Origin of the sequence: Sporosarcina sp. FA15 (genome assembly GCF_051550195.1) — a bacterium.
In the GTDB taxonomy this organism is placed as follows: domain Bacteria; phylum Bacillota; class Bacilli; order Bacillales_A; family Planococcaceae; genus Sporosarcina; species Sporosarcina psychrophila.
This window is the reverse complement of the sequence record NZ_CP188818.1, coordinates 1258427-1279261: the sequence shown is the minus strand read 5'-3', so window position 1 is coordinate 1279261 and position 20835 is coordinate 1258427. Positions and strand designations below refer to the sequence as shown.

Below are 20835 nucleotides of genomic sequence, written 5' to 3'. Positions count from 1 at the left end.
AGTTTCGGTAATTTTTTCCTTCAAGATGTTTAAAGGCATGTAATAAAGGTTATTGCAAAGACTATAGAGGAAATTTTAAATTACTAAAAAGGAGATGGACAGTATGAGTTTCATTTGGTTTTTGATTATTGGCGGGATTATCGGTTGGCTTGCAGGAATGATTTTGGGAAGAGATATCCCAGGTGGAATTATTGGTAACATTATCGCTGGTATTATTGGTGCATGGATTGGTGGAATGCTACTTGGGCAATGGGGTCCGAAAATTTCTGACTTCTATATTTTCCCTGCTTTCATTGGAGCGATTATCCTTGTGTTCATTGTGAGCTTTATTATGAAATCAATGCGTAAATCTTCATAATTCCAATTAATAACGAAGAACAAAAGCGGAAACGCCTGCCACGTCTAGACGTGAAATATCGCCTTTCATAGGTGATCCCTAGGCCAAGAATTTTATAATTTACAAAGCAAAAAAAAGATGGACCCTAATATACTGGCGGTCCATCTTTTTAATTTTATTTATTGGCTGCTTCCATGTCAACTCGTTGGACTTCGAATTCATTGAAAAATCGCAATACGTCCTGTACGTACTTTTCACTGCGGTTATAATTGAAAATAGCCTTTTCCAAGTCTCCATCTGCTGCGCCACTTTTTGAAAGATAGTTGGCGGCACTAAAAATTGCGTCTTCGATATCATATGGATCGGCTATGCCGTCACCATTCCCATCGACACCGTATCCGCCGTATTCTTTGATGATAGCGGGATTTGTCTTGTCTTTTTCAGGAATTTCGCCTTTTCCAAGACCGCTACATCCCGGGTAAGTCCAGCCGACAAATGTACAAGGCATGAACTGCATATGTCCTTCTGCACCCACGGGTGAAAGAAGCGGATCCATCGTTGAAAACCGCGTTTCAATGCGGTGATGTGCTGCAAGGAGTGTCCACGGGATACCATAAACCTCCGCCGCCTCTTTATAGATAGGAATGTACTCTTCCGGAATTGACGTTGCAGTGTGACGTTCCCCTATGTCGAGCAATGCACTTGCAGATTTCCGAATGAGTTCTGGATTGTTCAAACCTGTCCAAATAATAGCTGTTAATATGAAGATAGTAACAGTAATCGGGATAAGCAGGATGATAAGCATTGCTTTCATTTTTATAGATAAGCCTTTACGTTTTTGTTTTTTCATCTTTCCACCCCGTTAGATCCAGTATTGCTTTTGTTTAGTTACGCACCTTCTTTACTAAGTGCTTTCATATCCTTGACGATTTCATCAAATGGTACATCTGTCATACCGTCATAGGTTTTGACGACTTCCCCTTTTTGATTGACAAGAGAAAAGTAAGTTGCGTGCATTACCTGATCCGAATCAGGTATATCAGCAACAAGCGTCTTGAAGGACTTCGCAGCGAAGTCAGTAATTTTCTCTTGTGTATACCCAGTCAGCATTTCCCATCTGCTTTGATCCAGGACGTCATACAAGTCAAGGTAATCTTGCATCGCTTCCGGTGTATCCACATCGGGATCAATACTGAATGATACGATTTTGTAATCATCAATGCCTTCATCAATAAGTTTTTTGTCAAGGTCTGCCATGTTCATCATCATCGGCGGACATGCACTTGTACAAACAGTGAAAACAAATTGTGCCAGCCATACTTTCCCTTTCATATCATCCAATGAAACCTTTTCATTGTGCTGGTTTGTAAATTCAAACGGTTCAATTTTATAATTATGCTCCGCTTTGAACCCACCAGCAGAACACGCACTTAAAATAAGCACTACAAGTAATACATAAGGTAGTAAAAGTTTTTTTCTCATTTGTCTTCCTCCACTATCAATTGATACGTTCATCATATCGGAAGTAATGGCTTCAAACAAGCGAGGAGCTGATTGCTTCCATGACGAATCCGTGACTTATTTGTGAAGTTCACTTCATCTTTAAGGAAAAGAGTACATAGTATATATCGACAAGTTTCGTTTCGATTCGGTGCAAGAGATAAAGTTAATCTTCAATCAGAGGGGGGGCTTCATCCCCCACTTATTCTTCTTGTGTCCTTGAAGACTTGAAATGGGGGTCTTACTGCCCGTTAATGCGGGATAAAATGAAAAAAAGTGGAGAGTCATTTACCTCGAAAGCATCAGAATAAATTCCTCCAACCGCATTCTTAAATTTGCGGGTTGCCATGACTATCACCTTCTTTGTGTCCTTATATAGTCTGAAATTAAAGAAAGGAATACATTGTCCGTGTGTTTTTTTACAAAAGCTCTTATAATGGTGAATAGAATGGAAGAGGTGAAGACTGTTGCAGCAAGATCTATTTATGTGGTTCATCATTTTCTGGTGCGTTGTCCTCATAGGGCTATTCGGCATCGGCGGCTTTTTCATGTTCCGGAAATTTTTGAAAGTGTTCCCAAAAGCGGACGGAAAATCTACACTTGACTGGGAAGAGCATTATGTGGAGAGCTCTCTGCACCTTTGGAATGACGAGGCGAAACTTTTGTTGAATGAGCTAGTTGTCCCAGTACCGGAATTATTCCGCCCCGTAGCGAAGCAAAAAATCGCGGGTAAGATTGGCGAGATAGCACTTGAGGAAAATGCGAAGAAAATTGATTCCGATCTTATTGTCCGCGGATATATACAAGCAACGCCAAAACGGGACCATAAATTTTTGCGCAAGAAAATGGCCGAAATGAAGATTGATCTAACACCATATGAACATTTATTTTGATTGAACAAAAGTGGCTCAAAGGGCTTCTAAAATCTCTGAGTTTTAAATTATTCCCTGTGCGAGATTTCATTATTTTCTAAGGAACAAGTAAAAGGTGTCCGCATTTAATTGCGGACACCTTTTACTTGTTTACCTTCTTTTATTTTATTGTACTTGATAAGCATACCAATCCGCCAAGGGATAATCATGCCAAATGCAAGAATCCAGAACATGCCGCCCAGTTCCCCTACATCTATTGTATTACTTAGAAGCAGTTTCCCGACGAGCCGAACAATAAGAAGCCCAAGTAGAATAAATAGGAATGCTTTTGACCGTTTCATATAGATATCGTCATCTTTACGTTCGAAATTTGTCGTTTTTATCAAGATAATTGAGAACAGTATCCCAACAAGGAGGGCTTCTAGCACCTGGGACAGCGGCACCCGAAATTCTTCGAATATGAACATCAGCGCACCCGTCGACATAAAGAGGGGCGGCAAGATGATCTTCAGTGGGGTAACAGGTCTCTTCGCCGCTTTCGTCCTAACAATCAGCGCAATCAATCCCATAACTAGCGCAAGTACGGTTGAACCGATAATGAGGTAAACCGGGGGCACCTTTGTGAAAACTGTTTCAATTAGTTCGTTCATATTATTTCCCCCAAGCGATACTTCAATTCTTCTATTCGAATAAAACGTGCAAATCGCGCATACTCTTTCCCTTCATTGAACAGGAGGACAACTGGCGCTGTAAATAACGAAAGTTGTCCCGCTATTTCTGGCACTTCTGCCACATTCACTGTATAAAATGGAATTGGAAAGTCTACTTTAAGTGCTTTCACTTGTGGGTATAGTCCTTCACAGACTGAACAGTTATCGGTTTTCACGAAAAGGAGTAACGCGCTTTCTCTTTCAACGTATTCCATCCATTCACCGAATGATCCGATTTGCTTCATCGGAATCCCTCCCATTCAACTCAAAAACCTTGGAAATCTCCGAAAATTGGGCTGAGCAAACTTGTTAAATACGTCAATCCATCGAAGAACAGCAAAATTCCGAATGCAATCATGACGGCGCCCCCAATTTTCATTATCAAGCCACTATTTTTCCGAATCCAACCGAGACGCGTTATAAAGAACGACAGAACAAAGAATGGAATCGCAAAACCGAAGACATACATCAGCATATAGATAACTCCTGATCCTGGGTTTGTCGCAGAGAGTCCCATGATTACCCCGATTATCGGTCCTGAGCACGGTGTCCAACCTGCGGCGAATGCAAGCCCAATTAATACACTCCCAAAATAACCAGAAGGACGGTTTTTAAACTGTAGTTTCTTTTCGCCCATAAGAAACTTAGGTGTGTATACACCTGCAATCATAAGGCCAAATAACACCATAAAGACTGCCCCGAGTTGTCTTAGTATTTCTTGATTTTCTACAAAAAATGTCCCTACCAACGACGTAGCGAAACCAAGTACGACAAAAATAATTGAAAATCCGATTAAAAAGAACAGTGTATGTAGTGTACCGCTTCTGCTCATGCGTTTCGAATCCGATTTTAGATCATCCAGTGACATGCCCGTAATATACGAAATGAATGCTGGGTACAGCGGCAATGTACACGGAGAGATGAAACTTAAGAAACCGGCACCGAAAGCGAGAAATAGATTTAAGTCTGTTGCCATTATTCTCTCCCCTTCAATTTTTCTTCCTCAATCGTATCAAAAGAAGCGTCAAATTACGTCTAATATGTCTGTGAACAGTTTATGACAATTCCGCGGAACATAGTCACAGGTCTCTGTCTCTCGCTGCAATGACTGCTTAAAACCTATATACTGTCGGCTTAAAAACCGCCTACCCAATATGGGCAGGCGGTTTTAGTTCGTGACAATATGAAGGCAATCTAAATTCGCCACGTGCTACGGGTGCATAGAAGGAGGTAGTTCAACCCTTCCTCATTGCATGGGCCACCCACTGCAGCTCAAGTCATTTATCAGATAACATCTTCCAAAATATTGTTTTGAAGGAGATACATCTTATGGTAGAGCCCTTTTTTCAGTAATAATTCCTGGTGTGTTCCACGTTCGACGATTTCGCCTTTGTGCAGGACGAGAATTAGTTCTGCGTCTTGAATTGTGCTGAGCCTATGAGCAATTGCGATTGTTGTGCGCCCTTTTCTCATTTTTTCAAGGCTCGATTGAATTGCCACTTCTGTTTCTGTATCGATATTGGCAGTTGCTTCATCGAGAACGAGAATTTTAGGATTCGTCGCGATTGTACGTGCAAATGCAACTAGCTGGCGCTGCCCACTTGAGAATGTGGAGCCACGTTCTGTTACTTTTTGAGCATATTTGTCTGGTAGTTTTTCGATGAATTCATTTGCTTGGACGAACTCAGCTGCTGCTCTTACTTCCCCAGACGTCATTTCCTTATCATGTAAACGAATGTTGCTTTCGATGTCCCCGTAGAATAGAAACGGGTCTTGCAAGACAAGTCCTGTCTTCTTCCGCAATTCTTCTTTCGGGTATTCTTTCAGCGAAACATCATCGATATAAATACCACCACGCTCATATTCATAGAAACGCATTAGCAAGTTGATGATGGAGCTTTTACCGCTACCGGTATGACCGACGAGGGCAACAGTCTCACCTGCATTCGCGGTGAATGAAATATTTTTCAGTACGTCGGCTTGTCCGTCATAGGAAAACGATACATCACGGAATTCGATTTTACCATTTTGAATTTCGGCTTGTTTATTATCTTGTTGCTCCGGTTCCATATCAGGATCATCCATTAACTTAAAGACTCGCGATGCTGCAACCATCGCTTGTTGGAAAATAGATAATCGTTGCATTACTTGTTGAACAGGTTGGAATAAACGGCCAATCAAAGTTGTAAATACATAGAGTATCCCCACTTCCACAGGACTGGCAAGTGATAAAAATCCGAAGTATCCGAGTACAAAAATGATTGCTCCAGCGTACAGCAAATCGATTGCTGGGCCCAGCAGGACACTGTCAAATTTGATGTTACGCATTCCCGCACGGAAATGTTTTTCATTAATATCATCAAATTCTGCCTCTAACCGATCTTCCTGTCTAAAGGCTTGAATCATCCCCATTCCGGATAATGATTCAGCTATTTTAGCGTTGAGCTGACTTAATCGCTCACGAATATCTTGATAAAAATCAGCACTATAGCGTCTGTAGACGACAATAACGGCTAAAAACAAAGGCAATAATAACAAGGAAATAAACGCCAACTTTGCATTAAGTGAAAATAATGCAATATAAACGCCAATAATTACAAATATAGCTTGTAAAAACGTGACAATGACACTGACGAACATTTCTTTGATTGCTTCCGTATCATTCGTCACACGTGACACGATACTTCCAGCAGGTGTTTTATCAAAATAACGCATGCCGAGCCCTTGTACCTTTGAAAACACGTCGATGCGCATTTGCTGAATGATTTTCAGTGCAATATCTTGGAAACGTATCAACTGAAAATAAGAGACGATAACCATGAATATCTGAATAGCTATATAGACAATTGCGATATTCGTGATGAGACTCCTTTGAAAACTCATGGTAGCTAGATGGTTATCAATGAATTGTTGAATAATTAAGGGTCCTACGATACTGCCCGCGACCGTCAAAACAAGCAGGACAAGCGCAATAATTACGCTCTTTTTATGAGGGATGATATAACGCAACAATCTTATTAAGACAACCCATTGATCTTTCGCTGTTAATTTTGGTTGTTTTTCTGCTGACATTATTCCTCGCCTCCTTGTTCGACAAGCACTTCGAGTTGCTGCAGGTCATACATTTCTTTATATCTTCCATTCATTTCGAGTAGTTCTTCATGCGTTCCAGTTTCGACAATCGTACCTTCATGCAGAATGATGATTTTATGTGCATGTTGGAGGGCACTTAATCGGTGAGAGGTAATAATTGTCGTCTCGCCTGTACGTGTTTGTTTGAGTGATTGTAAAATCGCTTCTTCCGTTTTGGCGTCGACAGCCGATAAGGAATCATCCAAAAGCAGTAATTCGGGTTCCATAATTAATGCACGGGCAATGGAAATTCGCTGTTTCTGACCACCAGATAACGATACACCACGTTCTCCAACAATAGTGCCATATCCTTCCGTAAATCCTAAAATGTCTTCATGGATATGCGCAAGCCGTGCAGCTTCATGAATTTTCTCTGTTCCAATTCTAGGGTTTGTAAAGGCTATATTTTCAGCAAGTGTCGTTGAAAATAGGAAGTGATCTTGTGGTACATAACCGATCGACTCTCTTAAACGTTGCTGCTTATATTGATTGATAGGTTTGTCTCCATAGACGATACTTCCTTTGTATCCTTCAAACTCTCTAAGCAATAGTTTTAAAATCGCTGTTTTACCTGATCCTGTTTTACCCACAACGCCCATTGTTTCTCCTCGTTTTAACGTGAAGTGAACATTGTGCAATGCAGCGCGTTCATCACCTGGGAATTTAAACTCGTCTATATCGAAGTGTAAATCGCCTTCTGGTCTTCTATCAATCGCACCCGTTACGTCTTTAATTTCTGGTGCAACGGACAACAATTCTGTAATCCGGCTGTAAGATGCATTTCCACGCTCTACAATATTAAATAGGAAGCCGAATGCAAGCATTGGCCAGACAAGAAGTCCAAGGTATGTACTGAACGCTACCATGTCTCCAATTGACATGTCGCCTGCAATAATAAACTTCGTTCCAAAATAGAAAGACAAAATGTATGAAATTGCAAATATCCCTGTAATCGTCGGATCAAATAATGCATCTACTTTGGCGACACGCATATTTTTACCAACGACATCTGTAGACAGGCTTGTAAAATCTTCAATATCTTCGTTTTTCTGACCGAATGTTTTGATGACCTTAATGCCAGATATACTTTCCTGCGTTTTGTCATTCAAATTCGAGAATGCTTCTTGGGCAAACCGGAATCGCTTGCGCAATAGTTTTCCATAATAGCTTGTCAGGAAAATCATGAATGGCAGTGGAATAAGTGCTATTAATGTCAATTTCCAATTGATGGTGATGGCCATCGTCAAAATGACAAATCCACCTGTTGAGATGGAATCGACCAGTGTCAAAATCCCCATACCGGCTGTTTGCTGCACAGCATTTATATCGTTTGTTGCATGAGCCATTAAATCTCCTACACGTCTTTTTTGGTAGAAAGATGGCGACATTCTCGTGAAATGATTGAATAACTTTTCACGCATTGTTCTGGATAACAAAACGGCTGAACCAAAAATCATAACACGCCAATAATAGCGCGCAATGTACATGAGGATACCTGCTACAGCTAGGATAATAAGCCATTTTGTGAGCCCTTCAGCTGTTAAAGAACCCTTTGTAATATCATCGACGATAATTCCGATAATTTTCGGAGGCAACAATTGCAATACGGAAACGAAAACAAGCATCGCAATCCCGAAAAGATACTGCTTCTTGCGCTGTTTAAAAAACCAGCCAAGCTGTAATAAAACCTTCACGCTACTCCCCCTACTTTTCATTAAAATTAGACCTTTGATTAGTTTAGCAAAAGTCTGAACAATATAAAAGGTCCGAGATTCAAATAATTCGGATTCAGAAGTAGTTTTAGTTTTCAAAATGGGATAATGTATGCTGCTTCTTCATATAATTGAGGTGAAACGCTAGCGGATCGTAAGGAGGTAATAAATATGAGGAACAAAATACACTTATATTTACTTGTACTAATAGCCATGATAGTCAGTTCAGCTTGTTCGTATACTAGTGAAAAAGCTGTTCTAAACGGTGATATCGTCAATATGCACGGGCCTGTCTATAACTATCCGGCGTTTGAATCGTTCTTGGAAAGTATGGAGATGGAGGAAGCAGCTACAGTCCGTATTGCGAATTACACGCTTGAAGGAGATCCAACATTATATAATCTTTCTTTCCAAGACTCCACGATCCACTTGGAGATAGATCGTTCAAAAAATAAAAATAGAGGCAAGGATCCCGTCAAAACGAATATGACATGTACGGATCTCCTAGAAGAGGAAGGGCAACAATTATTTATCTACACACTTAAAGGATGTGATTCATCCGCTGAAAGCTTTACGATTCTAAGCGTGTCGAAAGAGCATGTGGACGAACACGTGCATTAGGTATGGCTGATGGATACTTTATACAATGACTGATTTTCCAACACTTCTTGTAGTGGCATCCACATCTGGTACTCCCTTCCTTCTGGTATTGATTCTGAAACAAAAGAAAACAGATTAAGAGTTCTTTTACCAAAATGCGAAGAGTACGACGGATATCATTGGTAAAGTAATACACAGTAAAAAAGACCGTTTGATGTGCAACTACCAAACGATCTTTAATAACATAATATCGCTCCAAAGGCGATTAGCAAACTCTACAGAATAATCCGCTCATTTTCTTGGAGACTCAAGGGCGGATTATTTCATTTGTACTAATGCGATTTGAATAGCGAAGCGATCATAAGGACGATTGCTTGAAAGAGTTCACGAACAACACTGTCCTAGAGGATGTGGGTTATGCCTTGTAAAAGGTCCTCTCATGCTGAAGTAACCATTCCTTTCTCCACAAACCACCTGCATAACCTGTTAATTTCCCATTAGAACCGATAATTCGATGACAAGGAATCACGATACTTAGCTTGTTTTTTCCGTTTGCAGTTCCTACTGCCCTGACGGCTTTTTCATTCCCAATTGAAACAGCAATATCTTTGTAGGATACCGTTTCGGCGCAGGATACTTTTGTCAAAGCGCTCCAAACTGATTTTTGAAAGTCTGTTCCTTCAAAGTTATAAGGAAATGTAAATTCGTGACGCTCACCTTTAAAATATTGCTCAATTTGATCATAGCAATCCACTAAAGACGCGGGAGTTTCTGCTTGCATCCTATTTGTCACACTATCCTCTTCAGAAAACATTATTGAATATATAGCCTCATCTGTACCTATTATTTCAATTACTCCAATCGGTGATTCATAATCTAGTTTATGTAGTTTACTCATGTAAGAACCTCCGTAGATAAGGATGCTGATAATGAAGACTTTCGGATTGTATTAAGTCCCTCCTAAAACTTCTTTTGATTTTCTGTGTTAGATATTTAATGGTACTAGTATTTTCTCAAATTGAAAAGAAATAGAAGTAGTTTTTTTCTTTCGTGAAACCGATTTTTTCATAAAGCTTTTGTGCTGTTATATTTTCTACATTGGTCTCAAGTAATATTCCTTTTGCACCTGTGTCCGCTGCAAATGAAATGGCTTTTTTAATTAACTTTTCGCCAAACCCTTTGCCACGAACACTTTCCATTACATACAAATCGTTTAAAATCCATGTCCGCTTCAGACTAACAGACGAAAAAGAAGGGTATAATTGAACAAAGCCAATAGGATTATTTTCATCAAAGGCTATAAAAATAACAGATTCCTCGTTGCTTAATCTGTCTTTAATAAACTCTTTTGCACCATTAATATTTGATTTTTGTTGATAAAATACTCTGTATAAGTCCAATAGTTCTGCTAATGAATCAAGGTCATTTCCTGTTGCTTTTAGAATGCTCATACGTGAATCCCCCTTATAATTATTATATTTCTGAATTAATCAACTTTACCACAAATTGATTTGTAATTGTCCTCGAACCAGCCTTTCTTTTTGTCCAGCTAATAGTTTGACTTGTTTTCTTTGAACTGTTATCCGAGGTTGAAAATAATTATTAGTTTACATAATAATATTATGTAACTTGAATTTGTTTAGCTTTCTATCCCACTTAACTTGACACTTTGTTCCTTATATAATCCTCATAACCAAAAAACGAGCTAAATATCAGCTCGTTTTTTGGTTACTAAAGATATTTATCATTCCATTTTCTCTTCCCTTTCAAATTTCTCCCGCACTGCCTCTTCCACATATTCACTCATTGACAGGTCTTTTTCTTTGGCAATCTCCTGCAATTTATCCAGCAGATTGTTTGGTAAATCAAATGTCGTGCGCCTGTATCCGCTAATAAGCGTCCACTCGCCTTCTTTAATTACAACATCGCCTAATACGAGAAATCTCTTTAAAATACTTTCTGTAAGTATCTCCGGAACAGGTATAGATAGCTCAATTTCTCCGCTTTTTATCGACAAATCAATATGTGTGTCGTGCTCACGGATGCGAATGTTTTCAATCCCCCATATTTGATAGACGAAATCAAGGAAATCAAACGATTCCTGTAAGTCTTTTGGTAGTGAAAAGTCTGTATACCCTTTAACTCTACTATTCGGACGATGAATCGGATACACCGCTTCATACTGATAAATATGGATACCATTCGTAAAAGGAATCCATGTCCGCGATTGTAAATAGAAGCCCCATTCCTGGTTGTCGTTACGCAATACACGCATATCTTGTCCTTGTTGAGTACGGAAAAGCTGGTATAGTACGATGTCAAATTTAGCATCATAAAATTCAACCCGTGTCCCCCGCACAGACGCTGTCCGTTCGATTTCTTGTGTGATCCATACCGCCGTTTCATCTGGAATGGAATAGATTGTGCGTTCATCTCCAACAGGCAATTCATCCACGGGTAAATCAGTTTCTCGAATTAAGGCATAAATGCGCTGCGTTGTCACGCCCAATTGTTTAGCGAGTTCAGAAGGCCGAAGCCCCATCGGTTGATTGCGTTGTCGTTCTGCAGCAAGTGTGTCGACTTCTTCCCGTTTGTACCTCACTTCTCGTATCAGGCGATGTGGGTCTTCTATTTTAATGATTTTCTTTTGTTTCGCATAGTGGTAGACAGTAGCCTTCGATATACCAAGTATATCCGCTACCTCTAGTCTTGTGTACCAATCATTCAATTCAATCTCTCCTGTCTTAAGTGCATAAACTTAATAAATAAAATTAAATGAGCGTTACTACTTTATTTGACATAGCCTAAATTATATTTAGTAATTCAATTAATTTCACAATGATAAAGTCAGTGACATAATTCGATTAATAATAAATTCAATTCTTATATACTATAAAATAACTCAACTTTAATAGCAACTTAATATCATATCGAAATACAATAGAATTTAATCAATAAAATATTATACATAAACAAAGGAACTGTTTTTTTATGTTATATTAAAGTTGTGTTAAAATAGATAGGTTGATTGAAAATTAAAGTATCTAATTAAATGTTGAATGTATTTCTATAGGGACTTGTTAGAAATATATAGATTTAGAATAAAGAGTGTTAAATCTTTACTATTTTAAAGGTAAATATAATAGTTGTAACTGACTATTTTCGAATTATTTACAGGACACACTAACTTTTCGTTTTATTATAAATAGTTTGACTTAAAAAGTGGAATTAGCGATAAAAATAATGATTGTATTCTAAAGAGACATAATGCGTATTTTGATGAATTGAATAAAGGGGTGTTAAGTCTATCGTATTTTCAGTGAGTGTAACTAAACAGTTGCAAATAAGTTTTTTAAAAATGGAGCTACAGGATCTATCAACTTTGCCGGCTCTTCAAAATCGTTTAGATGAAGCAGAGAAAGATGGACAAAAGGCTTTTCATGATTTTACGGATCCAGACATGATGAAATGGTTTCTTTACGAACGCCGCCACTTGAACCAAAAAAATGATCGGACGGAGAGGACAGTTAGAGAGTATGAGCGTGAACTTTTGCTCTTCATCGAACAGCTCTTAACATACAGTACAGAAATTGATGTAGATGTCGCCTATATAATAGAAGGTTCTCTGTTTAAATCACTTCAATCACGTCATTTAAGAAGGTATCAAGAGTGGTTAGCAACTGAAAGTCCGTATGTGGTGAGCAAAGGGGCATACTCCCCTGCAACGCTAGAACGGAAAACAACGATACTCAAAGCATTTTTTGCATTTCTGCATCGTGTGGGCTATATTCAGGAACCGATTCACCAGGGATTACGGATTGCGACCGTTCGAAAAGATGATCGACCTAATCGGGATTTAGGACCAGTCGATGTCGTAATGCTACTGAATACATTTAGAGACATGCAGCAACCAATCATGTTTACGATTATTCACGTCTTAACAACAACCGGAATTCGGAATGAAGAATTTTGTACCTTGCAGGTGAAAGACTTAAAAGTGGATTCTATTCAAAGCGGCTATTATTTGGATGTGTTGGGGAAAGGCAATAAGAGACGGCATGTTCCGTTGAAAGAGAAAGTGGTCCATAGCATTCGTAGTTTTCGCAATGCACGGGGCCTATTGCCAATCGAACGAGCGCATCTGGATGATCCGCTTTTTACAACGAATACAGGACGAGCATATTCCCCCTCTTATTTATCGCAGTATGTGAAAAAGGAGATTACAAGCTTAGAACAGCTGAAGTTATCGGATCAAACGATGAAGATCACCCCACACGTATTCCGCCATGCCTTCGCAATCATCTCAAAGCTAAATGGCGTAGATATTTACGATATTATGAGAAGTCTTGGACATGAGAAGATTGAAACCACAATGATCTATTTGGAGAAGATCTTTGAGAAAGAACGCCACGCAATTCATGCATGGAAGCCAGATATATTTGGGGATTATATCTAATAAAAAAACCCTCGCTCAACAGGACTAAAACCGTAGTTTTAGAGCTGTTGCGCGAGGGTATTCCTCTTGAGTCGCATATGATTTATGAGTCTATTATACCATAATCGCCATTGTCATCAATCATCATTTCAGTTACCGCAACTTTCGACTAAAAGTTCTAATCAAATTTACCCTAAAAAAACAAGCCAGATCATTTGCGTACTGCTACCCATTTGTAAAAATAATGGTATTTAAATTTAAAACCAAAACATAAAACAAGCATAACCCCGTTCTAAATTAAGGACGGGTTATGCTAAGTTACTTCACTGTACAACTATTTTTTTCTGCTCCTGTGACCCCTCGACTATTAAAGTCCAGGCTTTGTTATACAGTATTTTCGGAATTAATTAACTTTCAATTCTACTTTCTCTTCATAATCTCCAGTTTTAGTCTGCCATTTAATTTCTATATAAGTGTGATTTAAGTCAATAATTGCTTCATCTTTAGTTGGTGGATGATTAGTTACGGACGTTCCAAAAGATATAGCGGTTTGGTTTTCTTCAGGATATCGTTCTCCCTTCCGGTTAGCTCCGGTGCTAGTAATTACCGCAAAAGTGACATAGATAAGTTCTTCATCTCCTGTATATTCAATCCCCCCTCTATCAGAGAGTTCTGAATTGGACACTTCGTATACCACATGCGCTTTCCAATATTCACCTTCACCAGCAGCTCGAATGGTTTCTTGTCTAGAACAACCTGTTAATAAAACGAAAACTATTAAAATCAATAAATTTATTCTATTCATGAAATTCTCCTTTCTACTGTATTTATTAATAGATTAATAATTAGTCCCTAATGCTGAACAGAAAATTAATTATCATATAAAATCATTACTTTTCCAAAGGTGAAAATTCATACCTTTTCATAGAAATAAGCTAAAGATTATAATTCTCACACGCGTTAACTCTCTAGATATTCGCAATTATAACATAAAACACATAATATATTGAATTATAATTTAAAAAATAAAATAGCAAAAGAAAAAACCATTTTGAATGCAATATTCAAAATGGTTTTTTCCTGATTAATCGACAGCCGAGTTACCATGTTTTATTATTTGAACGTTGAACACAAATGTAGAAGACCCTCTATTCACATTAACTGAAGTATTAGATGACACGCTGGCTGCTCCAGTAAACATGCTCAACCACGGCCAAGTTGTTGGAGCGTGATATAGGTAAGAATTTGAGGTAGGGGATTTAACTTCATTACAATCATTATAGATGCATGCCTCTAATCCCACTTGTCCGTAGTGCACTTTTCTATTTGATAGAGAAAAAGCTGTATCTAATACTGTCCAACTTCCTTTGGTGCTAAAAACTTTCCATTTGATTTTCCCGTCATTCATTTGCTGCCAACGGATAGACACTTCACCACTTACGGTATATGAACCGTCTGTTTTGGTACCCGATGATCTTTCATCGTATACTACTACAGCATTTGTTACATAATCAGTAACTATTGACCCGTCTGATAATTGAGTTTCTTTGAGTTTCTGTGTAGTTTTAAACACTTCAAAGTCTTCTTCATTTATATCTTTCGAGTCACTTTTACTTAAAGATGGCTCAATTGCATTTTTCAAGCCATCTTTGGTAGTGATTTCAGTTACAGAAGGCACCACTTCAAAATCAAAATCATTTACATCTGTCTCTCCTTTAATAGCCCTTTCTACAATTTTGTCTCTGTCCGTAATTTCCTCTTGTTCAAAAATTACTATTTCTTCAAAATTACCTGTGTTACTAGATGCAAATACAGAGTTAGGCACTAAAGCAATTAATGCTAATAAAAATACAAATACGCTTTTTTTCATTTTTCTCACTCCTTTTTATTGTGGATGAATCTCACTTTTGTTTATCAAGCTTATTTCAAATGAAAAAATTAATTAAACTAATTTTCAGCCTCCAGAAATCAACCAAATATCTAAAATAATAAAAATAATTTCCAATTTATTTCCCTCCTTTCTTATATAATAAATCTAAAGTACGGTATAATTACAAAATATAAGAAAAATAATAAATGGAGGGAATTATGTCGAATTATGGCGGGACAATTAAGAAGATTAGAAAAAATAAAGGATATACTCAAAAAGAGGTTACAGGAAACTTATTCACACAAGCAACCTATTCAAATTTCGAATCTGACAAATCGGATATTCTTTCGACAAATTTCATGCACCTTTTGTTACAACTCCAATTAACCACTGATGAACTTAGTTATATTCATAATGATTATCAATTCAATAAACCCACAGAAATAGTCAAAAGTTTTTTCCGTTTACCGTATAATAATAAGACTGAAATTTCTAAAGTTATAAGTTCAATAGATGAATATCATCTTTTTGGAAATAGAAATATTGTCTTAGAGGAATTGAGAAGTATCTGCGAATCTCTATTAATTATAGAGACTACTGGTGATTTTAAGAAGGCAAGAGAAAAAGTGAATAAAGTATGGGAAAGAATCTCATACTATGATCAATGGTATTTATTGGATATACAAATGATGAATGTAATTTTATACTTTTTTGATGATGATGTGGTTATATATATTACAGATAAACTTCTGGAAAGACTTAAAATTTATAAAAACTTTGAAGAAGCAATAAGGCTAAGATCAACTCTTACACTCAATTTATCGTTACTACTCATTAAAAACGGTATGTTTTCGGAAGCACTTAATAGATTGGAAAAACTTATAGAATCACATTTGCAAGAGTTATCCTATAAACCATTAGCAGTTTGTTATAATCGTATGGCAATATGTTATTCGTATACATCAAGGGGAAAAGAAAACACAATCAATCGAAAAATAGAACTTCTCTTAGAAATCTATGAGGATGAGTTGTTTAAACAGATGATTCAACTTGAATATAAAAAATACTCCTGTGACTGAATTTTTTTCATAACTTTGATTCCTTGCTATACAGGTTTTTTAAAAGTATCAATACATACCAATTTTAGCAGTACAGACCAATGCCTTGGTCTATACTGCTATATTTTTTATATAGCAGAGGTGTAGAGTAGGTTGTGTACTCCTTGGGAACTTGAACATAATAAAACAGACCTACTTCACTCCCCTCATTTGAGGTAGGCTTGAGTATCTTGGATCCTTTTAATCGTGTTCTAAGAAGATTGAAACGACAATGAACTATTTGGAGAAGATCTTTGAGAAAGAACGCCATGCGATTCATGCATGGAAACCAAACTTATTTGGGGAATACATCTAAGCATAAAAAAACTCACATAACAGAACTAAAACCGTAGTTTTAGAGCTGTTGCGCGAAGGTACTCCTCTTAAGTCGTCATCACAAAACAAGACATATAAAAAGGGTTACAAGGGCTTCACATCGTGAGAAGCCCTTGTAACCCTTCAATTTCTACCACAAAGATTCATCTTTATTACTCAACTTTAAGAATGTATCGTTGACACTTCCCGTTATTTTTTCCACTGGCGAAATAAAAAAAGAGTAACCGCAGCCACCCTTTTTTAAAAAACATTTGTCCAACAATCGCGCCAGATTGTTTTAAAATCAAATTACTTATTGTCCTCTCCCTTTTTAGCCCCGTAACCTAAGAGAACATCGATAAATAATGTAAACAAGTAATAATTACCGTCAAAGTTCTTTGTTTTTATACTTGACCAACAATAGCAAATATAAATGTCACAAATACAATTCCGAATAAGATAGAGATTACAGATATGTACTTCAAGAAACCCTTTTCTTTTATATATATAGCTATAAAACCTAGTACGATTCCAAGTAGGTAAATACTAAATCCAATAAAGATACCAGTCCATCCAAGAAAAGTTATATTCAATGGAGGGAACGACATAATCGACATGAAAATACCAATAATAATTAGTAATAATGAATAAATACTAAATTTCCTTTTCATTTGTAATCAACCTCTCTATTTACTTAATCTTCTAGTATCTCTTTTATTGACTTAGAATAACATAATCTATAATTGAACTAGGGATTTCCGTGACATTATTGATTTTTAATTTTTTTAAATCAAAAGAAAAAAAAGTAGAATTATCATCTTTATTTGAAATAAAATACATCATATCTTTACTAAACTTCGGTTTTTCAATAGTATACCCTATTTCCGTACTTTCTAGTAATTTACTAAAATCATTATTATATTTAATTAATAATGACTTCCCAGAGTTAGAATATATAGCATAAACGTTATTTTTCTGTATATATACTCCAAGAATATTTTTTCTTTTAATTTTTTTATTTCCAACTGCCAGTTTTCAAGGTTCAATGTATATATATAACTATCACCATTATCCATGTCTACCAGGGATATATATAACTGATTGTCATGAACAGACAAATCGGACGAAACCAAAGGTCCATCTATTACTAATTCTTTGACTATGCTATTGTCTATAGTATCGACAACACTTAATGTAAATTGATTTTCAATAGGTTCTGTAAAATCTCTACTGTAAATAAATAATGATTTTTTATCAGAAGTTATTGAAAAAGGAATTCCTTTTAGTCTGAATGGCTCTGAACCTTTTCGCCCTTCCATCTTATAAGTATAATAATTCATATCATTTTCTTTATCATAATTATAGACAAACATTTTTTCATTATTAAACGGAATCATAAATAAGGGGTGAGGGAGTTTAGAGTCAGTTATATCTATTTCATCTTTACTAACTGTAATATACTCAGATTTATAAGGGCTTATTGATAACAATTTTTCTTCATCATTGATCAATGACGTTAACCCATTACTTTTAATCACTTTTGTTTCTATTTCCTTGAGATTAGAATCTAAGAACAACAACTTACTGTCTTCATCTGTTAAATTACTTTCCAATAGTACAAAGTCTTCTTTTTGTTTCTGATTACACCCCAGCATAAATAGCAGAGAAAGGATTACAGTAATTAAGATAGATTTTTTCATTTCACATTCCCCTATTAAAAAAAGAAAGCAAATTCTGCTTTCTTTTTCACTTATTTAAATTGCTTTCACTTTACTGCCTTTAGTTAAGTCGATAGGCCAGACTGCAGTTCCTCCATTATAATCTAGTTCGACTCCTAGGTCATACCAAGCTCTCCATACTAATTGTGAGCAATAGAAAGCATCTGTTCTAGTTTTTTCATAGAATGAATAGTTATAAGGATCATAAAGTTCGTATTTAGCATTGTTAACTGCACTTTGCTTTTGACTTGCAGTTGCGCCAATTACTGTATAAGCCCGAGCATCTTTATATCGCTCTTTAAAGTTATTCGTCCAATATCTCACCCCATCAGTATCCTGCCTTAATCCCATAGCTTCTATTGTTGAATAACGATCAACAACAATTGCTGCGTGGCCTCCTACAGGTAGGGATGTAGAACTAAATCCACTTGGAGTATAAAGAATATCGCCTGTATTCCCCATAGAGCCATCTGGTATAGGTACAGCAAAAGTTTCTACATCGGAGTTAGTTAGTTTTTGATTTTCTAACTGCATATTTTTAATGTATTCAGCGGTATCTTTTTGTCCTTCCAAAACTTCATCATAGTAACCCTCAGGTATTGTGCTCTTAAATTCAATATTTTGGTCATTGACTTCTTCTGCTTTGACATTATTTTGTTGATTCGTTGCTAAAAAAGATACTGCTAATGCTAGAGATAACATGATTTTCTTTTTATACATATTTTCCATTCCCCTTTTTGGCATATTCAGTACTCACTAAATCAAGCGAGTAAATTTTATTTTCATTATTAGTCTGCAAGATAACCAAAAGCCGAAGTATTAGTGATATCCGGGTTTCCTCTATATACTTTAATTACATAAGTTGCTGGTACCATGTCTTTTATGGTAGTATTTAAAGTTTTTCCTGGTAGAACTACATATTCTTTAAGTAATTTATCAGGACCACCAGCATAAACGTAATAAATACCTACTGTAACAGCTCCATTTTCTGCTTGCATGTACACATTTCCTGTTCCGTCAATAATCTTTATACTATCCGATACAGCAACAAATTGATTTGTTTTTAACGTGACGCCAACCGCAGCAGAACCAGGATTAATAACAGCACTAGGTGTTAATGTTTCTTCACTGCTAATAGGTGTTAATATTTCTCCATCGCTATTAGCATATGCACTTTGGGATACCAAATTAAGAGATACAATAAGTATTACGAATAAAGAAATTATTTTTTTACGCATGAAATTTGCACCCTGCTTTCTAAATTTAATTTATTTTGGTTTACCGGTCAATTCTTTTAACCACCTCCAATAATCCATATATCTAACAAAACTAGTATAAATTCCATTGTGCACCCCCTGAATCTATAGTAAAGTAAGAATATTAAATAGCTAAATAATATTCAAAAAAGAATATTGTTGAGGTGAAATAGTTTGCTGAATGGAAATACAATAAAAAAAATAAGGATAAATAAAGGGTATACACAAAAGTATGTTGCTAAAGACATCCTCTCCCAGTCATCATATTCTAAGTTTGAAGCTGAACTATCAGATGTTCATTCTATTGCCTATATAAATTTTCTGGATAGATTAGATATGACTTTGGAAGAAGTAAGATTTATTAATAATGATTTCAAACATGGACAGGTTCAGCAAATAATCAATAACTTCTTTTCATTACCCTATAATGATGTAACTGCATTGGAAAAGATAAAAATAGAAATTAATAATGCTTTAAAAAAACACCAAAACATTTTATTACTGGATATTAAACTTATATGTGAAGCACTAATATCCCTTAATATTAAGAATGATATTAATATCGTTCGTATAATTGTTGAACCAGTTTGGAATAGGCTTTCAAAACTTAATCAATGGTATTTAAGTGATATTCTTCTAATTAATACAATTTTATATTTCTTTCCAAATGATACTGCAATTGCAATTTCTTCTCGTATTATTGAAAGACTTGAACTTTATGATGGATTTCAGAATTCACAAAAATTAATAATTTCATTTAAAATTAATCTCACATTATTACTTATTAAAGAGGGAGACTTTTTAAAAGCGTTAGAAATGTTAACTATAATTATTCAAAAGCATAAAAAATCGATGTCATACCAATCACTTGCGGTTTGTTTTGCTAGAATTTCCATTTGCAATAATAAGTTAGGAAGAACCAACGCAACCACTTGTATCCAGCAAGCCCGACTGCTTCTAAAAATTTACGATGACTTGGATTTTTTGGTTAATGTCGAAAAAGAATATGCTTACTATAAATGATTAGATTGGTATAAAAATCCGAATGATAGATAAACTGGTAAGATGGTTTTTCAAGTTGCATCTTCAGCTTCTGGTACTTCTAGGAATATAACAGTTAATGCATTGCGTTAATCGCACTTTCAAAGTGAATCGGATATGATAAAAAAACCTTGAAACCTATACATACCAAGGACTCAGGGCTTTTTTGGGCATACATTAAATTCATGTTAATTACGACATCATGCGATCCCTTGGACACGAGAAGATTGAAACGACAAT

The 20835-nt window shown here is 36.3% G+C and carries 22 protein-coding genes; 6 read left to right on the top strand and 16 right to left on the bottom strand.

Annotation, left to right across the window (positions count from 1 at the left end):
• Window positions 1-103 precede the first annotated feature (103 nt).
• Window positions 104-358: a GlsB/YeaQ/YmgE family stress response membrane protein gene (locus ACP8HG_RS06075; protein WP_438298347.1), complete on the top strand. Its 255-nt coding sequence runs from the start codon at window positions 104-106 to the stop codon at window positions 356-358.
• A gap of 154 nt (window positions 359-512) precedes the next feature.
• Here the strand turns inward: ACP8HG_RS06075 and ACP8HG_RS06070 are convergent, their stop codons facing one another.
• On the bottom strand, window positions 513-1187 hold the full coding sequence (locus tag ACP8HG_RS06070; protein WP_067209284.1) for a lytic transglycosylase domain-containing protein: 675 nt from the start codon (window positions 1185-1187) through the stop codon (window positions 513-515).
• A 38-nt stretch (window positions 1188-1225) separates the two neighbouring features.
• On the bottom strand, window positions 1226-1819 hold the full coding sequence (locus ACP8HG_RS06065; protein WP_438298346.1) for an SCO family protein: 594 nt from the start codon (window positions 1817-1819) through the stop codon (window positions 1226-1228).
• 503 nt (window positions 1820-2322) lie between these two features.
• On the opposite strand from ACP8HG_RS06065, the gene ACP8HG_RS06060 reads away from it, so the two are divergent.
• Entirely contained in the window at window positions 2323-2730 is a 408-nt protein-coding gene (locus tag ACP8HG_RS06060; RefSeq protein ID WP_156476164.1) for a DUF2621 domain-containing protein, read from the top strand.
• A gap of 104 nt (window positions 2731-2834) precedes the next feature.
• On the opposite strand, the gene ACP8HG_RS06055 is transcribed toward ACP8HG_RS06060, so the two are convergent.
• From ACP8HG_RS06055 to ACP8HG_RS06035, 5 genes are all read right to left on the bottom strand, one after another.
• Window positions 2835-3359, bottom strand: coding sequence for a CcdC family protein (locus ACP8HG_RS06055; protein WP_187044833.1), 525 nt, complete (start codon window positions 3357-3359; stop codon window positions 2835-2837).
• Entirely contained in the window at window positions 3356-3664 is a 309-nt protein-coding gene (locus tag ACP8HG_RS06050) for a thioredoxin family protein (RefSeq protein ID WP_067209275.1), read from the bottom strand. The genes ACP8HG_RS06055 and ACP8HG_RS06050 overlap by 4 nt, the downstream gene beginning before the upstream one ends.
• Window positions 3665-3684: 20 nt before the next feature.
• Complete coding sequence (locus ACP8HG_RS06045; protein ID WP_067209272.1) at window positions 3685-4395, bottom strand: cytochrome c biogenesis CcdA family protein; 711 nt, start codon at window positions 4393-4395, stop codon at window positions 3685-3687.
• 308 nt (window positions 4396-4703) lie between these two features.
• Window positions 4704-6491, bottom strand: a complete 1788-nt coding sequence (locus tag ACP8HG_RS06040; RefSeq protein WP_067209270.1) for an ABC transporter ATP-binding protein — start codon at window positions 6489-6491, stop codon at window positions 4704-4706.
• Complete coding sequence (locus ACP8HG_RS06035) at window positions 6491-8245, bottom strand: ABC transporter transmembrane domain-containing protein (RefSeq protein WP_338656705.1); 1755 nt, start codon at window positions 8243-8245, stop codon at window positions 6491-6493. Before ACP8HG_RS06035 ends, ACP8HG_RS06040 begins: the two co-directional genes overlap by 1 nt.
• Before the next feature lie 189 nt (window positions 8246-8434).
• Here ACP8HG_RS06035 and ACP8HG_RS06030 point away from each other — a divergent pair, with 189 nt between their 5' ends.
• Window positions 8435-8884, top strand: a complete 450-nt coding sequence (locus ACP8HG_RS06030; protein ID WP_187044830.1) for a DUF4362 domain-containing protein — start codon at window positions 8435-8437, stop codon at window positions 8882-8884.
• Window positions 8885-9278: 394 nt separating this feature from the next.
• Here the strand turns inward: ACP8HG_RS06030 and ACP8HG_RS06025 are convergent, their stop codons facing one another.
• The 3 genes from ACP8HG_RS06025 to ACP8HG_RS06015 all read right to left on the bottom strand — a co-directional run bounded on the left by ACP8HG_RS06025 (window position 9279) and on the right by ACP8HG_RS06015 (window position 11591).
• A complete protein-coding gene (locus tag ACP8HG_RS06025; protein WP_067209264.1) occupies window positions 9279-9761 on the bottom strand; it encodes a methylated-DNA--[protein]-cysteine S-methyltransferase in 483 nt (160 codons plus the stop codon).
• 115 nt (window positions 9762-9876) lie between these two features.
• Window positions 9877-10314: a GNAT family N-acetyltransferase gene (locus ACP8HG_RS06020; protein WP_067209263.1), complete on the bottom strand. Its 438-nt coding sequence runs from the start codon at window positions 10312-10314 to the stop codon at window positions 9877-9879.
• A 293-nt stretch (window positions 10315-10607) separates the two neighbouring features.
• The gene (locus tag ACP8HG_RS06015; RefSeq protein WP_438298345.1) at window positions 10608-11591 is read right to left on the bottom strand and encodes a helix-turn-helix domain-containing protein; all 984 of its coding nucleotides are present in this window, start codon (window positions 11589-11591) and stop codon (window positions 10608-10610) included.
• Between the two features lie 591 nt (window positions 11592-12182).
• Here ACP8HG_RS06015 and ACP8HG_RS06010 point away from each other — a divergent pair.
• Window positions 12183-13319 carry a tyrosine-type recombinase/integrase gene (locus ACP8HG_RS06010; protein WP_338656711.1) on the top strand — a complete coding sequence of 379 codons (1137 nt, stop codon included), beginning with the start codon at window positions 12183-12185 and terminating at the stop codon, window positions 13317-13319.
• Window positions 13320-13701: 382 nt separating this feature from the next.
• On the opposite strand, the gene ACP8HG_RS06005 is transcribed toward ACP8HG_RS06010, so the two are convergent.
• Window positions 13702-14103 carry a hypothetical protein gene (locus ACP8HG_RS06005; RefSeq protein ID WP_067209255.1) on the bottom strand — a complete coding sequence of 134 codons (402 nt, stop codon included), beginning with the start codon at window positions 14101-14103 and terminating at the stop codon, window positions 13702-13704.
• Between the two features lie 279 nt (window positions 14104-14382).
• Window positions 14383-15168, bottom strand: a complete 786-nt coding sequence (locus ACP8HG_RS06000; RefSeq protein ID WP_354313049.1) for a hypothetical protein — start codon at window positions 15166-15168, stop codon at window positions 14383-14385.
• Window positions 15169-15386: 218 nt separating this feature from the next.
• Here ACP8HG_RS06000 and ACP8HG_RS05995 point away from each other — a divergent pair, with 218 nt between their 5' ends.
• On the top strand, window positions 15387-16247 hold the full coding sequence (locus ACP8HG_RS05995) for a helix-turn-helix domain-containing protein (RefSeq protein WP_067209252.1): 861 nt from the start codon (window positions 15387-15389) through the stop codon (window positions 16245-16247).
• Window positions 16248-16984: 737 nt separating this feature from the next.
• Here ACP8HG_RS05995 and ACP8HG_RS05990 read toward each other — a convergent pair.
• The 4 genes from ACP8HG_RS05990 to ACP8HG_RS05975 form a co-directional block, all read right to left on the bottom strand.
• Entirely contained in the window at window positions 16985-17251 is a 267-nt protein-coding gene (locus ACP8HG_RS05990; RefSeq protein ID WP_067209249.1) for a hypothetical protein, read from the bottom strand.
• Window positions 17252-17506: 255 nt separating this feature from the next.
• The gene (locus tag ACP8HG_RS05985) at window positions 17507-18280 is read right to left on the bottom strand and encodes a hypothetical protein (protein ID WP_438298344.1); all 774 of its coding nucleotides are present in this window, start codon (window positions 18278-18280) and stop codon (window positions 17507-17509) included.
• A gap of 54 nt (window positions 18281-18334) precedes the next feature.
• Window positions 18335-19018, bottom strand: a complete 684-nt coding sequence (locus ACP8HG_RS05980; RefSeq protein ID WP_067209245.1) for a YiiX/YebB-like N1pC/P60 family cysteine hydrolase — start codon at window positions 19016-19018, stop codon at window positions 18335-18337.
• A gap of 68 nt (window positions 19019-19086) precedes the next feature.
• Entirely contained in the window at window positions 19087-19536 is a 450-nt protein-coding gene (locus ACP8HG_RS05975; protein ID WP_067209243.1) for a hypothetical protein, read from the bottom strand.
• 192 nt (window positions 19537-19728) lie between these two features.
• On the opposite strand from ACP8HG_RS05975, the gene ACP8HG_RS05970 reads away from it, so the two are divergent.
• Window positions 19729-20577 carry an Rgg/GadR/MutR family transcriptional regulator gene (locus ACP8HG_RS05970; RefSeq protein WP_338652350.1) on the top strand — a complete coding sequence of 283 codons (849 nt, stop codon included), beginning with the start codon at window positions 19729-19731 and terminating at the stop codon, window positions 20575-20577.
• The last annotated feature ends 258 nt before the right edge of the window (window positions 20578-20835 follow it).

Excerpts from the sequence above, each read along its gene's own strand:
- ACP8HG_RS06070 (WP_067209284.1), bottom strand. The coding sequence starts at position 1,187 with ATGAAAAAACAAAAACGTAAAGGCTTATCTATAAAAATGAAAGCAATG.
- ACP8HG_RS05980 (WP_067209245.1), bottom strand. The coding sequence starts at position 19,018 with ATGTATAAAAAGAAAATCATGTTATCTCTAGCATTAGCAGTATCTTTT.
- ACP8HG_RS06020 (WP_067209263.1), bottom strand. The coding sequence starts at position 10,314 with ATGAGCATTCTAAAAGCAACAGGAAATGACCTTGATTCATTAGCAGAA.
- ACP8HG_RS06045 (WP_067209272.1), bottom strand. The coding sequence starts at position 4,395 with ATGGCAACAGACTTAAATCTATTTCTCGCTTTCGGTGCCGGTTTCTTA.
- ACP8HG_RS06030 (WP_187044830.1), top strand. The coding sequence starts at position 8,435 with ATGAGGAACAAAATACACTTATATTTACTTGTACTAATAGCCATGATA.
- ACP8HG_RS06060 (WP_156476164.1), top strand. The coding sequence starts at position 2,323 with ATGTGGTTCATCATTTTCTGGTGCGTTGTCCTCATAGGGCTATTCGGC.
- ACP8HG_RS05990 (WP_067209249.1), bottom strand. The coding sequence starts at position 17,251 with ATGAAAAGGAAATTTAGTATTTATTCATTATTACTAATTATTATTGGT.
- ACP8HG_RS06075 (WP_438298347.1), top strand. The coding sequence starts at position 104 with ATGAGTTTCATTTGGTTTTTGATTATTGGCGGGATTATCGGTTGGCTT.
- ACP8HG_RS06050 (WP_067209275.1), bottom strand. The coding sequence starts at position 3,664 with ATGAAGCAAATCGGATCATTCGGTGAATGGATGGAATACGTTGAAAGA.
- ACP8HG_RS06055 (WP_187044833.1), bottom strand. The coding sequence starts at position 3,359 with ATGAACGAACTAATTGAAACAGTTTTCACAAAGGTGCCCCCGGTTTAC.
- ACP8HG_RS06005 (WP_067209255.1), bottom strand. The coding sequence starts at position 14,103 with ATGAATAGAATAAATTTATTGATTTTAATAGTTTTCGTTTTATTAACA.
- ACP8HG_RS06000 (WP_354313049.1), bottom strand. The coding sequence starts at position 15,168 with ATGAAAAAAAGCGTATTTGTATTTTTATTAGCATTAATTGCTTTAGTG.
- ACP8HG_RS05975 (WP_067209243.1), bottom strand. The coding sequence starts at position 19,536 with ATGCGTAAAAAAATAATTTCTTTATTCGTAATACTTATTGTATCTCTT.
- ACP8HG_RS06065 (WP_438298346.1), bottom strand. The coding sequence starts at position 1,819 with ATGAGAAAAAAACTTTTACTACCTTATGTATTACTTGTAGTGCTTATT.
- ACP8HG_RS06040 (WP_067209270.1), bottom strand. The coding sequence starts at position 6,491 with ATGTCAGCAGAAAAACAACCAAAATTAACAGCGAAAGATCAATGGGTT.
- ACP8HG_RS05985 (WP_438298344.1), bottom strand. The coding sequence starts at position 18,280 with ATGAAAAAATCTATCTTAATTACTGTAATCCTTTCTCTGCTATTTATG.
- ACP8HG_RS05995 (WP_067209252.1), top strand. The coding sequence starts at position 15,387 with ATGTCGAATTATGGCGGGACAATTAAGAAGATTAGAAAAAATAAAGGA.
- ACP8HG_RS06025 (WP_067209264.1), bottom strand. The coding sequence starts at position 9,761 with ATGAGTAAACTACATAAACTAGATTATGAATCACCGATTGGAGTAATT.